This is a genomic window from Corynebacterium sp., from assembly GCF_030532195.1.
Lineage (GTDB): Bacteria > Actinomycetota > Actinomycetes > Mycobacteriales > Mycobacteriaceae > Corynebacterium.
In genome coordinates, this window is the sequence record NZ_JAUNLP010000001.1 from 597,410 (window position 1) to 610,182 (window position 12,773).

Consider the following 12,773-nt stretch of genomic DNA (forward strand, 5'->3'; position numbering starts at 1 on the left):
ACTTAATCGCTACCTTTCGCCGAATCGGCGAGCTCGACGACGCGCCCTCCGCGCTGCAGCGCCCTGATCAAGCTCTTCCACAAGCTTCTCATGGGCGGCCTCGATGTACTCGACCGCCTCGTCGATGGAGTCAGTGACCAGGAAAAGGTCCATGTCAGACGGAGAAATCAGCCCCATGGCGACCAGCCTGTCACGCATCCAGTCAATCAAGCCCGACCAAAACTCCGTGCCCATCAGGACAACCGGATGATTTTCCACCTTCTCAGTCTGAACCATGACCAGCGACTCGAAAAGCTCATCAAGCGTGCCAAAACCGCCTGGCAGGCAGATAAACGCCTGAGAGTACTTCAAGAACATGGTCTTGCGCACGAAGAAGTAGCGGAAGTTCATGCCAAGGTCGACCCAGTCATTGAGATGCTGTTCATGCGGCAGCTCAATTCCCAGACCAATGGAGAGCCCATCGGCGTCATAGCAGCCGCGGTTGGCGGCTTCCATCATGCCTGGACCACCACCGGTGATGGTCGCGTAACCGGCCTCCGCCAGAGCCTTGCCCAAGTCGAATCCCCACTGGTAATACGGGCTGTCCTCAGTCAAGCGCGCCGAGCCGTAGACGGTGACGGCCGGTGGAATTTCCGCCAGTGCACCGAAGCCATCGACAAACTCCGACTGAATTCGCAGCACCCGCCAGGTGTCATTGTGCAGCCACTCCGTATTCGGATTGTGCGTCAGCAACCTGCGATCAGTAGTGGACGCCTGCGGCGCGTCCTCCTGCCGAATCGCAATGGGGCCACGCAGAGCGCGGCGCTTGGCCGGGGACGGAGTACGCACTGGTTTCATAACCTCACAATGTAGGCCAGGGTGGTCACACTCGCACCCGCTCCGGCGAACCCCCGGGTGTACTTGTCCCAATTACTTACTCAGCCACGCGCTAATCCGTGACTGCTGGAACTGCAGTTAAGTAGCGGTGCAAATCGTGCGACAGCGCGGTAATAAATTCCACCGGAATCTGCTCATCCTTCTTGTGGCAGTACGCAGGATCGCCCGGGCCAAAGTTCACCGCTGGAATCCCAAGCGCCGAAAAGCGCGCAACGTCAGTCCAGCCGTATTTCGGCTTGGCCACCCCACCTGCGATATCCACCAGCTCCTTTGCCGCAGCCGCATGCAATCCCGGCAGTGCACCTGGGCTGATATCTTCCACATCAACCGTCAGGTCATCGGGGGAAAACTCCTCGAGCCCCAGAACCTCACGGAAATGCACCATTGCCTCATCTCCACTGCGATTCGGCGCGAATCGGAAATTGACTTTCAGCACGGCCTCATCAGGAATCGTATTGGTAGCTACACCAGCGTCCAGCCAGACAACGTTGAGGCCCTCGCGGTAGGCAAGACCATCAATCTCCACCGTCGCCGGCTGATACGCCGCGATCCGAGACAAAATCGGTGCCAACTTGTGCACCGCGTTGTCTCCCATCCACGCTCGAGCAGAGTGCGCACGCGTGCCGTGTGCGGTCAGGCGCAGGCGAATTGACCCCTGACAGCCAGCCTCGATGACGTTGCCACTGGGCTCGCCCAGCAGCGCAACATCGCCTGCCAGAAGCTCCGGATGGCTCTCACTGACATGTCGCAGACCGTTGTACTCGGCGGCGACTTCTTCGCATTCGTACATGATCAGCGTCACATCACGCTGCAACTCATCACTGGCCGCAAGCTGCGCAAATGCATGTAAATAGACTGCGTCACCGCTTTTCATATCCACCGTGCCGCAGCCAAAAAGCGTGTCACGCCCCTTGGCATCCACACCCCGAGTTGACGGCACATTGTCCGCCGTCGGCACCGTGTCCAGGTGCCCCGCCAGAATCACGCGCTGAGGCAGGCCGCGGTGCGTGCGCGCAATAACATTGTTATCAATCCGCACGACCTCAATCCGAGGGTCAGCCGCCGCGACCTCGCGCAGCGCCTCCTCCACGGCATCGGCAATCGCTGTCTCATGGTGAGAAACCGATTCAATATCGACCAACGCAGCGGTTAAGTCAATGGGGTCTTGGTGCAGATTTAACTTCGAATTCACATCAAACCAGCGTACAAACCATTGTGCGCCAGCGAAACCAAATTCTTCTGATGAATATGCGCCGCACGCCCCACAATGGCGGTGCCGTTAGCCGGTGCACCACCGCCGAGGAACAGCGCCAGCTCATGAGGCTCGGCGCTAGTCACCGCAATCCGCCCCTCCGCAGGGTGCGCCAGCCCCTCCGACAGCTCAAAGACCAGGGATTTCGCACCGTCTGGCAGGGACTCGGCGATGATGTTCTCCGGGGTTTCGCTTTTCGACGGCACCTGCGCCGCATCCCCCGAACGCTCACCGGCAGCCCCATCTGAAACGACACCCGCCCCAGGGCCGTAGACAATGGCCACCCGCGAGCCGTAGACAGCAATAACTGGTCGCAACTCATTGGTGCTGACAATCACCGTCGAGCCTTCTAACGGCTTGCAGACGGCTGCGACAATCTTGGCAGTGGCATGAGGCAGTGGCGTTGGAGTGGAATCGAGATTCCGTCGATAAGCGGGACGAAGCGTGCGTGCAACCTCGCCGAGCTCGTCGCGCTCCCACATCGGCAGTGCGTCCAGACGTGCCTCCTGGTTGCGATTCTTGCGCTCGAGCAGGAGCCTGGCGAGCATACCTCCGGCCAACCCGACGCTGACGGCAAGTGCGAGCACCAGGACCAGCCGATTAGTGGCAATAACCGCGACGATTGCGGCGGCGAGCACTCCTACCAGCCCAAATGGCATGGCGCGCGGCGGTAGAACGAAGCCGCATGCGCTGACAACAGCCAGCAGCCAAGCGGCGAAGAGAGCGAATCCGACATAGAAAATAATGGGTAGGGCCAGGATGAATCCGAGTCCGAGTACAACCACGGCGACGATGAGACTTGTGAGAAACCACCGCTTCATTTTTTCCGTGCTTTGGGGCCTATCAATGCCGGCTAAGGGCATGGTTCATCCTCCCGGGAAGAATCATCACATGGATACTAGTATTAAGAATCATGATTACATCTGGTGCTGTCGCTACGGGAATCGCCAACATCGCAATGGACGGTACAGTTCTTGATACTTGGTTTCCCGCACCTGCATTAAGCGATGATGTCACGGAAACTGGCACTCACCGCCTGGGCGCCGCGGATTTGACCCCGCAGCTACTGCGCCAGGTGATTTTGGACGAGGATCGCCGCGTGGAGCAGGTCGCCGTTCGTACGTCCATTGAAGATTTGTCCGCCCCGCCGGTCGATCCACACGATGCGTACCTGCGGTTGCACTTGCTGTCACACCGTCTGGTCAAGCCGCATCAGATGAACACCAAGGGCCTGTTTGAGCTGCTCAACATCGTGGCGTGGACCAATAAGGGGCCATGTCTGCCGGACAACTTCGAACAGCTCCGCACGCACCTGCGCGTTCGCGGTTTGATTCACGTCTACGCCATCGACCGCATGCCGCGAATGGTGGACTATGTGCTGCCAAGTGGTGTGCGCATCGCAGAGGCCGAGCGCGTGCGGCTGGGCGCCTACCTCGCTCCGGGTACCTCGGTGCTGCGTGAGGGTTTTGTGTCACTGAACTCCGGCACACTTGGCCCATGCAAGATTGAGGGCCGCTTGTCCTCCGGCGTGGTCATTGGAGCTCACACCAAGATTGGCCTGTCAGCTTCGATTATCGCCGCGCACGATGACCGCGGACACCGCCTGCCGCTGAGCGTCGGCGAACGCTGCCACATTGACATCGCCGCTGGCACCGTTGGTGTCAGCTTGGGCAATGACTGCATCATCGACAGGAGCATTCTCATCGCCCGCGATACACCGGTTGATATTCCATCCGAAAACCGCCGCATCCAGGCGTGGGAGCTATCCGGCCGCAACAACATGCACTTCTACCACCACCCCGACCACTCAGCTGTGTGTGTTCGCCATACAGACCCTGCCACGACCGCTGAAGGTGCTGCTGAGTTCGCTCAGCTTGCCGACGTACCGGATGAACTGGCTGGATAACCTGGCAGAGGTAGCTCAGCTTGGAAACGGGGGTAACTCGGGATAACAGTTATTCCCCCTGGAAACTGGCAGGTAAAGTTTCGGCCATGACCGAATCGCAACAAACCTCCACCAGCAGCGACGCCGTCAAGCTGGGTAAGGGGCTGCAGGTTCGACACCTCACCATGATGGGTCTTGGCTCCGCAATCGGTGCCGGCCTCTTCCTGGGCACCGGTGTCGGCATTAAGGCAGCCGGCCCGGGCGTCCTGATTTCCTACATCATTGCCGGCTTTATTGTCGTGCTTGTTATGCAGATGCTCGGCGAGATGGCCGCCGCCCGCCCAGCGTCTGGCAGTTTCTCCACCTACGCCGAGATGGCCTTCGGCTCGTCGGCAGGCTTCGTCCTCGGCTGGCTGTACTGGTTCATGCTCATCATGGTGCTCGGTGCTGAAATCACCGGTGCCGGCGCCATCATGGGGGCGTGGTTCGGTATTCCCGGCTGGATTCCCGGGCTAATCTGTGTTGTCTTCTTTGCTGTCGTCAACCTGGCTAACGTCCGTGGCTTCGGTGAATTCGAGTTCTGGTTCGCCTTCATTAAGGTCGCGGTGATTATCGCGTTCCTGGTCATCGGCGTGCTGATCTTCTTCGGTCTACTGCCGGGCACCACCTTCGTCGGCTCCACTCACATCGCTGAGTCCGGCTTCCTGCCAAATGGCGTCTCCGGCATTGCCGCGGGTCTGCTGGCCGTGGCCTTCGCCTTCGGCGGTATTGAGATTGTCACCATCGCGGCTGCAGAGGCAGAGGACCCACAGCGCTCCATCGCCGCTGCTGTCCGCTCGGTGATTCTCCGCATTTCCGTGTTCTACATCGGCTGCGTGACCATTATCATTCTGCTGCTGCCGTACTCCCAGATTGATGGCGCTGACAGCGCTGCTCAGTCGCCGTTCACGCTGGTCCTGCAGCAGGCCAACATTCCAGGTGCGGTTGGCTTCATGGAGGCCATTATCGTCCTGGCGCTGCTGTCGGCTTTCAATGCGCAGATCTACGCCACCTCCCGCCTGGTGTACTCCATGTCCACCCGCGGTGAGGCTCCGCGCTTCTTCGCTCACACCAATGAGCACTCTGTTCCAAATCGCGCCGTCATTATGTCGATGGTCTTCGCTTTCGTCTCTGTCGGCCTCCAGGTCGTCTTCGACGGCTCCAGCGTTCTGGTGTTCCTGCTCAACGCTGTGGGTGGCTGTTTGCTGGTGATTTGGTTCGTCATTGCACTGTCGGAGATCAAGCTGCGTCCGCAGATGGAAGCCAATAACGAGCTGACCGTGCGCATGTGGGGCTACCCCGTGTTGTCGTGGGTTGCCGTCATCCTTCTCATCGGTCTCGGTATCGGCATGCTCACCGATCCAGGAGCTCGCCAGCAGGTAATCGCGGTACTGTGCGTAACTGCATTCCTCGCTGTCCTGGCGGCCGTGACTAAGAAGAACCGTGCCGCTGCCCGCGAGGCAGTTGCAAAGACTCACGGTGAGGTTAAGTAGTCCTCCACAAGTCCATCACCCCTATCTGCACCATTCATTTCCTCCGGATTTGCGGATTACTTTTCGTAGATAGGGATATGCCGGTAGCCTGTTTTCCATGAAATTTGGAGCACAAGCTACCGGCATTGCCACTTTTTGCAACGATATTGTTCTCGACGTCTGGTTTCCCGAACCAGAACTGATTGAGCAGGGCGTTGCCACCACAACCGCCACCGGCACTCTCGAAGCCGACGAGCTCCCAGCAGGCCTGGACTACCTCGCCGATCTCGCCATCGCCGACGCCGACCGCGGCACCACGCGCCGTCTGGTCACCGCCACTATCGGCTCGCTTGACGACGCTCCGGTTGACGCAATCGACTCCTACCTGCGACTTCATCTGCTGTCGCACCGCCTGGTGGCTCCGAACAGCATCAACCTCGACGGCATCTTCGGCCTGCTAACCAACGTCGTGTGGACCAACTTCGGCCCCTGCGCCGTCGAGGGATTCGAAGCCACCCGCGCCAAGCTCTCCCGCCGCGGACAGGTCACCATCTATTCGGTCGACAAGTTCCCGCGCATGGTCGACTACGTCATGCCCACCGGTGTCCGCATCGGTGATGCCGACCGCGTGCGCCTTGGCGCTCACCTCGCGGAAGGCACCACTGTCATGCACGAGGGCTTTGTCAACTTCAACGCTGGCACGTTGGGTCATTCCATGGTCGAAGGCCGGATCTCCCAGGGCGTCATTGTCGACGACGGTTCTGATGTCGGTGGCGGTGCCTCCATCATGGGTACCCTGTCCGGTGGCGGCAAAGAAGTTGTCTCCGTCGGCAAGCGCTGCCTGCTCGGCGCCAACGCTGGCCTTGGCATCTCGCTCGGCGATGACTGCGTGTTGGAAGCCGGCCTCTACATTACCGCCGGCACCAAGTGTCACGTCGCTCTTGACGGTGTGACCAAGACGCTGAAAGCCAAGGAACTGTCTGGCGGCTCCAATATGCTCTTCCGCCGCAACTCGCTCTCTGGCGCTGTGGAGGTTGTCCCGTGGGCTGCGGAGCGTGTGAAACTCAGTGCGCAACTGCATGCGAACTAAGTGCTAGGAGCGGCTAGCTAGCTTCATTCGGCGCGTCTGCCGCCTGCGCGATGTCCCGCGCGCTGCGGTAGGCGCGCCGTTTGCCCGTCATAGGGTCGACAAATTCCAACGACGTTGCCGTTAATCGCAACTGTGGACGATACTTATCGCCGCCATCGCTTGACGACGGTCCATAGGTATCCTCGCCGAGAATCGGATACCCCAACCAGTCCATCGTGGCCCGCAACTGATGTGTGCGCCCCGTATGCGGCTGCAGCCTCCAGTGTCCTACCTGCATCCGGGTGCTGCAGTGACCACAGCTGCAGTTCGCCTGGTGGAGGTCACCGATATCCGCTGCAAGAGGGCCGAGGAAGGTCACGGTGGTGTGAGCGATTTTGAGCTGAGATTTCGGTGAGGTGGCATTCTCCGTATCGTCGATAGGCACTACCTTGACCCCGCGCCCACCGGGGTTGGGGTCGAGTAGTAGGTGCACCTCGCGCGTTTGGCCGGGCTGCCAATCATCCGGCATGACGGTGAGGCATTCGTACTCTTTGCGGATCTGCTGCGTCTGGAAAAGCTGCTGATAAACCGATCGAGTCTCAGGCGTGCGGGAAAACAGCATAAGCCCGCTGGTCAGGAGATCTAAGCGATGCCCAGCCACGATTTCGGGCTCATCCAGCGCTTCGCGCAGGCGCTCCTGCACAGTGTTGGCTACGATGCGGCCGTTGGGAGTCGCAGGCAAAAACGGTGGTTTATCCACGATGAGATAGTCATCGGTTGCAGCCACGATTACCGGCTCGAACGGGATGTATTCTTCCTGCTCATGCCTTGCGGCATCAACTTGGGCAGCGCGACGATCCTTGCTCGCGCCCCACCAGGAATCTCGATTTCCAGCTGCTCGCCCCACGACTTCTATACCTCTCCCCTGCTCGGCTCTGCGCTAACTCGGCGAGAAATTAGGCACGAATGCGGGCAGCGGCAATCTCTACGTCCGCGTCGGTGGCCGTGAGCCCCACGCGCACGTGCTGCTTGCCCTTGGGGCCGTAAAAACTACCGGGTGCGACCACGATGCCGCGCTGTGCAAACCAATCAACGGTCTGCCAGCAATCTTCTTCCCGAGTAGCCCACAGGTAGAGCCCAGCTTCGGAGTCATCGATGCGGAAACCGGCATCTACCAGGGCACTCAGCAACACCGCACGTCGGTTTTGGTATCGCTGCTTTTGCTCGGCCTCATGGGTGTCGTCGTTCAGCGCGGCGATTGTGGCGGCCTGAATCGGCCCTGGCATCATCAGCCCCATGTGACGTCGCACTGCGGTGAGCTCGGCGATGAGATCCGCATCGCCGGCGAACCAGCCGGAACGGTAGGACGCCATGTTCGAGGTCTTGGACAGGGAGTGGATGGCCAGCAGATTGGTGAAATCGCCGTCGCACACACGCGGATCGAGGATGCTAAGCGGCTGCTCAGTCCAGCCAAGGCCCAGATAGCACTCGTCAGACGCGACAATGACATCACGCTGACGTGCCCATTCGACGACCTTGCGCAGGTGATCGACACCGAGAACCTTGCCGTTGGGGTTGCCCGGCGAGTTGATAAACATCAACGTCGGACGCGCCGGACCGATCTGTGTCAGTGAATCCGCGCGCATGAGTTCCGCACCGGCGATACGAACCCCGACCTCATACGTCGGGTACGCCAGCTCGGGGATAACAACCGTGTGTCCTGCCCCAACACCCAGCAGAAATGGTAGCCAGCCAATCGCTTCCTTGGTACCGATAACCGGCAGCACATTCATGCCGTCGATCTTCGGCCACAAATCAGTCACACCGTAACGGCGCGACATCGCATCCACAATCGCGATACGCAAATCCTGCGTGCCGACGGTCTGAGGATAACCGGGCTGCGCAGCGCCATCGGCCAGCCCTTGGCGGATAACCGGAGCGACCTCGTCGACGGGAGTTCCCACGGAGAGATCGACCATGCCATCTGGATGTGCTGCTGCCGTGGCCTTCGCTCCAGACAGTGAATCCCAAGGGAAATCTGGCAGCCGAGAACCTGGCGTGATGCGCTTACGTGAGGCAGCTGGCATGGGGAATTTACAACATCCTCTCCGGAGGAAAAAGTGGATTTAAGCTAGTCTTCTGCCTGCGGCGGAAGGGCTGCGACGAATGGCACGTCGAAGTCCTGCGGGCCGAGCTTGGCAGCACCGCCCGGCGAGCCCAGCTCATCGAACCAGTCGACATTGGCATCGATGTACTCAATCCACTCATCCGGCACATCATCCTCGTAGAAGATGGCTTCAACCGGGCAGACAGGCTCACAAGCGCCGCAGTCCACACACTCATCCGGGTGGATATAAAGCATGCGCTTGCCCTCATAAATGCAGTCGACCGGGCATTCTTCGACACATGCGCGGTCGAGAACGTCTACACATGGCTGGGCGATGATGTACGTCATGGCTTTAGGTTTTAAAGAACCTTTCTCACGAGTATTGGATTGAGATTTCAACTCCCCCGTCGATTATGCCGTTTCACTTTGAAACTGAGCAAAAATAGACAGAGCGGTATATTCAGATTGGAGTTTACACCTACTGCCGGTGTGAATTTCAAGTAATCGGGTCAATGCCGAACCAATGGAGCAGATTCCTGGATCGGTACGCAGTTATTTTAAGACTTTATAAAGCGTTTTAAAGCGCTCGCTGGTGACGCAGCGGCCAGGCACCGCCGAAAAGACCGGCAGCAAGTAGCAAAATCGTTCGCAGCCACTGTCCCATGGCCAAGTCACCGCCAGCAGGAACGACCGACCAGACCAAAAGGGCTGCGAATCCAATCACCCACACAACAACAGGTATTGCCGCCTTCGACCGATCCCGAGTCCACAGCAGTGCCGTGTTGGTGATGATGAGGTTCATCACGTAGGCCAACACAATGGTCCACGGAAACGGAATCGCCACGGACCCCACGGTGATCCAGACTCCGAGGAACACAACCTCAATAATCAAGCTCACCAACGCAGCAACGGAGAGCCAGGCTAGCGCACCGGAAATTTCGCCCTTGTGGAAACTCTCCCGCGGCTGTGGACGCGTGGGGTCACCCCAATGTGGCTCGTCGCCGAAGGTTCGCTGGGTAGCACTAGCCATCCGTCACACTCGCATCCGTTACTTTCAAGTTGATTAGCTCTGCCAAGGGTTTCAGAGTTTCTGGTGTGGCGGTTCCAAACCGATACGCCTCGGTTGGCATGACTGGCTGACACAGCAGATTGGAAAATGCCCACACGGCACGAGCATTGCCGGAGTCATCGGCCTGCCCGTACACCGCAACCGGATTGACCTCACTGACGGAGCCGTCGGCAATCCACACTTGAGTGGCATGTGCGCGCATGGCCTCAACCTTGGCGGCAACCGCAGCATCATCGAGAACAACCTCAATCTGGCCAGTCACAGTGGCAAAGTCATCAACACCGCTTTCCTGCCACCCCTCCGGGACAACTGTGATGGCATCCAGCCCGGCAGCCATTGCCTCACGGTCGGTAACCGCCCAGAGCGTCGGAAAGCGATCGCCACACGCCGCGACGGTGATGTCATGCGCGCGAATGTGATCGGGGTGCCCGTAGCCACCGTCGGCGTCGTAAGTGATGACCAGATCCGGCTGCAGCTCCTCAAGAATCTCGCGGAGCTGATTCACGGCCTCTTCATCGGAGTTTACAAACGCCCGCGGATGGTCATTGCCCTTGTCGCCTGCCATTCCGGAATCGCGCCAGCGACCGGCACCGCCGAGGAAACGCGGGGTGTTGTCCGGACCATTTGCACCTAGCGCACGCAGCGCCGAACGCAGTTCCGCCACGCGGAAGCCACCGAGCTGATCGGCTTCATCGGCAACCAGCCCCTGATACGGCGCACCAATGACTTCTCCCAGCTCACCCATTGTGCAGGTCACCACGCTTACCGATGCCCCAGCGCGCGCAGCAGCCGCCATCAGTCCACCTGTCCAAATGGATTCATCGTCCGGATGTGCATGAACAAAAAGTAACTTCACGGGTTACCTACTTCTCCTTGTTCTCGTTCTCCTGGTCGGCGTCTTTACTATCGGCGTCGTTGTTGTCGGCATCGTTATTGTCGGCTCGTTCCTGCGGCTCAGCGGTATCGGACTTGTCGGACGCGGTCTCCTGTGCGCCTACTCGACGAACCTCACCGAGCATACCGAGGCGCCCCAACATCGGATCGATGTCCCACTGCGCAGGATTCTCACGCCCAGTAATTGTAATTTCCGGGCTAATTACCGTCAGCAGGCTATCCTCGACCAACGTGGTTTCAATGGCATGACCTGCAATAATCTCATCTATTTCCGCTGGCACATCGGTGCGATCCGGGCTGAGGAGCTCATCAAGGCGGCGATCGCACAGGCCGGAGAGATTTTCCGTGCGAGCTGCCGACTTCGGTGCCACCGGAACGGCAGCGTCATCCTCGGTATCGGAGACTTCAGACTTGGTGCCGTTCGGCTTCGCGGTATCCGGCTTCTTGGTGCCCGTTTCCGTACTATCCGGCTTGATGCTCTCTGTATCCTCGGAGCTGCTGGAACTTGCCTCAGACTTGTCCATCCCCTCCGATCCTTCCGGCGGCATCGAGCCAACCAAACCAGACGTACAGGCATAGCGCTCGCGTGCAGCAGGCACGGAGGTGGGCTGCTCCTCCCAGGCTACGACTGCATCGACAGTGCCGTAGGGCAACGAAGAACGCAGCAGATCGCGGGGAGAATAGGAGATCACTTTCGCCGGAATACCCGCGGCGCTGAGCTGGTCGGACACCGCGAAAGCTGCAGCTCGTGCGATGCGGCCATCACTGACAATGCCAATGAGCAGCGGGTCGTCTTCAGTGAAAATTCCCTTTTCCACCGCAGCCGGTTTGGGCTGCCCTGTCTCAGGTTCATCACCGCCGACTCGACGACCGGTTGCTACCTCTGCGATCTGGCGGACATTGATAGTGCTCAACACCTCGGAGCGCACTGCGCTGTCCTGCAACCGTTTCGATGCCAAGTTGGTGCTGAAAATCAGCTCACGGTTGGGCTCATGGAAGAACTCCGACACATCTGGCACCAGCCCATAGGTCAACTCAGAGGTCTCATGTGGGCGAACCTGGATAGCCTGGATCTGCTTAGAGCGCAGCTGCTCGGCACCATCGACAGCCGTGCGCATCGCACGTAACGTAATGACTTCCGAGGCCGCTGGGTCTTGGCCCCAGTAGCGGTCATTGCGAACAAGACGGATGATGTTGCGTCCGACATCCATCGACTCGACCGTGTACTGCCCACCGGAGGCCGGGAATCGGCTGGACAGCCCTTGGGAAAAGCCATCGGTATTGGTACGCATCAGGTGTGCGGGCAAAAGATTGGCAAACAAGCGCTGCCAGTGCGCAACCGGCTCCTTGAAGGTCACGTCCACCTGACGGCCACCGTCAGAGACCTTGATTGTTTTAATCAGCCCGTAGGTAGCTGCATCCAACGCCCCCGGAGTCGATGTGACCTGCGAATACAGGTAGCGGAAGTCCTCACCGCTAATTGGCGTGCCATCACTCCACTGCGCACCTGGGCGGATGCGATAACGCACATGGCTGGCCACCACATTGGGATTGGTGACATCGACTTGGGCGAGCTTAGCCTCTGAGTCGCCCTCGATGCCGTCCGGTGAGCGCTCCTCCTGCGCGTCCTGGAGAACCTGGACGGAGTCCAGCAACTCCTCATTGACCAGCCACTGCTGCTGCCCGGCGGTGTCATTGGCGGCTGCGTTTTCTGCGTTTTCTGTGCCAACGTCCGCGTCGGAGTGTGAGTCAGCTAGCGCCGGCTCGGGCGCACGGTTGAAAACGCTGGGAAGCGTCAACCGCGCGACAAGGCTGGTGACCGGGGATACGTCGGCAAGCAAATGCGGATTGAAGCCTTCGACGAACTCGTCGACGCCGACGGTGACCTCGCGCATCTTCGCAGCTTCGGCGGTTGGATCTTCCTGTTGCACCGGGGCTTCCTGCTGACCGGGCACTGTCGGCGCATCACCGGGATTGGCCATGCAGGAAGACAGCAAAGCCGTCGCTGCGCACAGCGCCGATGCTACAAAGATTCGATCGGTAACTGCGCGGCGACGACTGGAAGAGAACATACCCAAGAGATTACTTGACCAGGCGGTGGCAAAGATAT

12 protein-coding genes are annotated in these 12,773 nt (G+C 59.4%); 3 read left to right on the forward strand and 9 right to left on the reverse strand.

All coding sequences use genetic code 11. The features are described from left to right. Positions 1 to 9 precede the first annotated feature (9 nt). From Q4E11_RS02640 to Q4E11_RS02650, 3 genes are all read right to left on the reverse strand, one after another. Positions 10 to 837, reverse strand: coding sequence for a TIGR00730 family Rossman fold protein (locus tag Q4E11_RS02640; RefSeq protein ID WP_303163373.1), 828 nt, complete (start codon positions 835 to 837; stop codon positions 10 to 12). 91 nt (positions 838 to 928) lie between these two features. Continuing rightward, entirely contained in the window at positions 929 to 2,068 is a 1,140-nt protein-coding gene (gene dapE, locus Q4E11_RS02645) for a succinyl-diaminopimelate desuccinylase (RefSeq protein ID WP_303163375.1), read from the reverse strand. Beyond that, positions 2,065 to 2,949, reverse strand: a complete 885-nt coding sequence (locus Q4E11_RS02650) for a hypothetical protein (protein ID WP_303163376.1) — start codon at positions 2,947 to 2,949, stop codon at positions 2,065 to 2,067. Before Q4E11_RS02650 ends, dapE begins: the two co-directional genes overlap by 4 nt. 92 nt (positions 2,950 to 3,041) lie before the next feature. On the opposite strand from Q4E11_RS02650, the gene Q4E11_RS02655 reads away from it, so the two are divergent. The 3 genes from Q4E11_RS02655 to dapD all read left to right on the forward strand — a co-directional run bounded on the left by Q4E11_RS02655 (position 3,042) and on the right by dapD (position 6,614). Next, positions 3,042 to 4,034: a succinyltransferase gene (locus Q4E11_RS02655; protein ID WP_303163378.1), complete on the forward strand. Its 993-nt coding sequence runs from the start codon at positions 3,042 to 3,044 to the stop codon at positions 4,032 to 4,034. An 86-nt stretch (positions 4,035 to 4,120) separates the two neighbouring features. After that, the gene (locus tag Q4E11_RS02660; protein WP_303163380.1) at positions 4,121 to 5,545 is read left to right on the forward strand and encodes an amino acid permease; all 1,425 of its coding nucleotides are present in this window, start codon (positions 4,121 to 4,123) and stop codon (positions 5,543 to 5,545) included. 97 nt (positions 5,546 to 5,642) lie between these two features. Further along, entirely contained in the window at positions 5,643 to 6,614 is a 972-nt protein-coding gene (gene dapD, locus Q4E11_RS02665; RefSeq protein WP_303163382.1) for a 2,3,4,5-tetrahydropyridine-2,6-dicarboxylate N-succinyltransferase, read from the forward strand. A 13-nt stretch (positions 6,615 to 6,627) separates the two neighbouring features. On the opposite strand, the gene Q4E11_RS02670 is transcribed toward dapD, so the two are convergent. From Q4E11_RS02670 to Q4E11_RS02695, 6 genes are all read right to left on the reverse strand, one after another. Beyond that, complete coding sequence (locus Q4E11_RS02670) at positions 6,628 to 7,500, reverse strand: pseudouridine synthase (protein WP_303163383.1); 873 nt, start codon at positions 7,498 to 7,500, stop codon at positions 6,628 to 6,630. A 49-nt stretch (positions 7,501 to 7,549) separates the two neighbouring features. Further along, positions 7,550 to 8,680: a succinyldiaminopimelate transaminase gene (dapC, locus tag Q4E11_RS02675; RefSeq protein ID WP_303163385.1), complete on the reverse strand. Its 1,131-nt coding sequence runs from the start codon at positions 8,678 to 8,680 to the stop codon at positions 7,550 to 7,552. Between the two features lie 44 nt (positions 8,681 to 8,724). After that, the gene (fdxA, locus tag Q4E11_RS02680) at positions 8,725 to 9,048 is read right to left on the reverse strand and encodes a ferredoxin (RefSeq protein WP_048761072.1); all 324 of its coding nucleotides are present in this window, start codon (positions 9,046 to 9,048) and stop codon (positions 8,725 to 8,727) included. A gap of 229 nt (positions 9,049 to 9,277) precedes the next feature. Next, complete coding sequence (locus tag Q4E11_RS02685) at positions 9,278 to 9,730, reverse strand: hypothetical protein (protein ID WP_303163389.1); 453 nt, start codon at positions 9,728 to 9,730, stop codon at positions 9,278 to 9,280. Next, positions 9,723 to 10,625 carry an N-acetyl-1-D-myo-inositol-2-amino-2-deoxy-alpha-D-glucopyranoside deacetylase gene (mshB, locus tag Q4E11_RS02690; protein ID WP_303163390.1) on the reverse strand — a complete coding sequence of 301 codons (903 nt, stop codon included), beginning with the start codon at positions 10,623 to 10,625 and terminating at the stop codon, positions 9,723 to 9,725. The genes Q4E11_RS02685 and mshB overlap by 8 nt, the downstream gene beginning before the upstream one ends. A gap of 7 nt (positions 10,626 to 10,632) precedes the next feature. After that, positions 10,633 to 12,735 carry an ABC transporter family substrate-binding protein gene (locus Q4E11_RS02695; RefSeq protein WP_303163391.1) on the reverse strand — a complete coding sequence of 701 codons (2,103 nt, stop codon included), beginning with the start codon at positions 12,733 to 12,735 and terminating at the stop codon, positions 10,633 to 10,635. Positions 12,736 to 12,773 lie beyond the last annotated feature (38 nt).

Bases quoted from the DNA above. Each gene is read 5' to 3' on its own strand.
- Q4E11_RS02640 (WP_303163373.1), bottom strand. From the start codon at position 837: ATGAAACCAGTGCGTACTCCGTCCCCGGCCAAGCGCCGCGCTCTGCGT.
- Q4E11_RS02650 (WP_303163376.1), bottom strand. From the start codon at position 2,949: ATGAAGCGGTGGTTTCTCACAAGTCTCATCGTCGCCGTGGTTGTACTC.
- Q4E11_RS02655 (WP_303163378.1), top strand. From the start codon at position 3,042: ATGATTACATCTGGTGCTGTCGCTACGGGAATCGCCAACATCGCAATG.
- Q4E11_RS02660 (WP_303163380.1), top strand. From the start codon at position 4,121: ATGACCGAATCGCAACAAACCTCCACCAGCAGCGACGCCGTCAAGCTG.
- dapD (WP_303163382.1), top strand. From the start codon at position 5,643: ATGAAATTTGGAGCACAAGCTACCGGCATTGCCACTTTTTGCAACGAT.
- dapC (WP_303163385.1), bottom strand. From the start codon at position 8,680: ATGCCAGCTGCCTCACGTAAGCGCATCACGCCAGGTTCTCGGCTGCCA.
- fdxA (WP_048761072.1), bottom strand. From the start codon at position 9,048: ATGACGTACATCATCGCCCAGCCATGTGTAGACGTTCTCGACCGCGCA.
- Q4E11_RS02685 (WP_303163389.1), bottom strand. From the start codon at position 9,730: ATGGCTAGTGCTACCCAGCGAACCTTCGGCGACGAGCCACATTGGGGT.
- Q4E11_RS02695 (WP_303163391.1), bottom strand. From the start codon at position 12,735: ATGTTCTCTTCCAGTCGTCGCCGCGCAGTTACCGATCGAATCTTTGTA.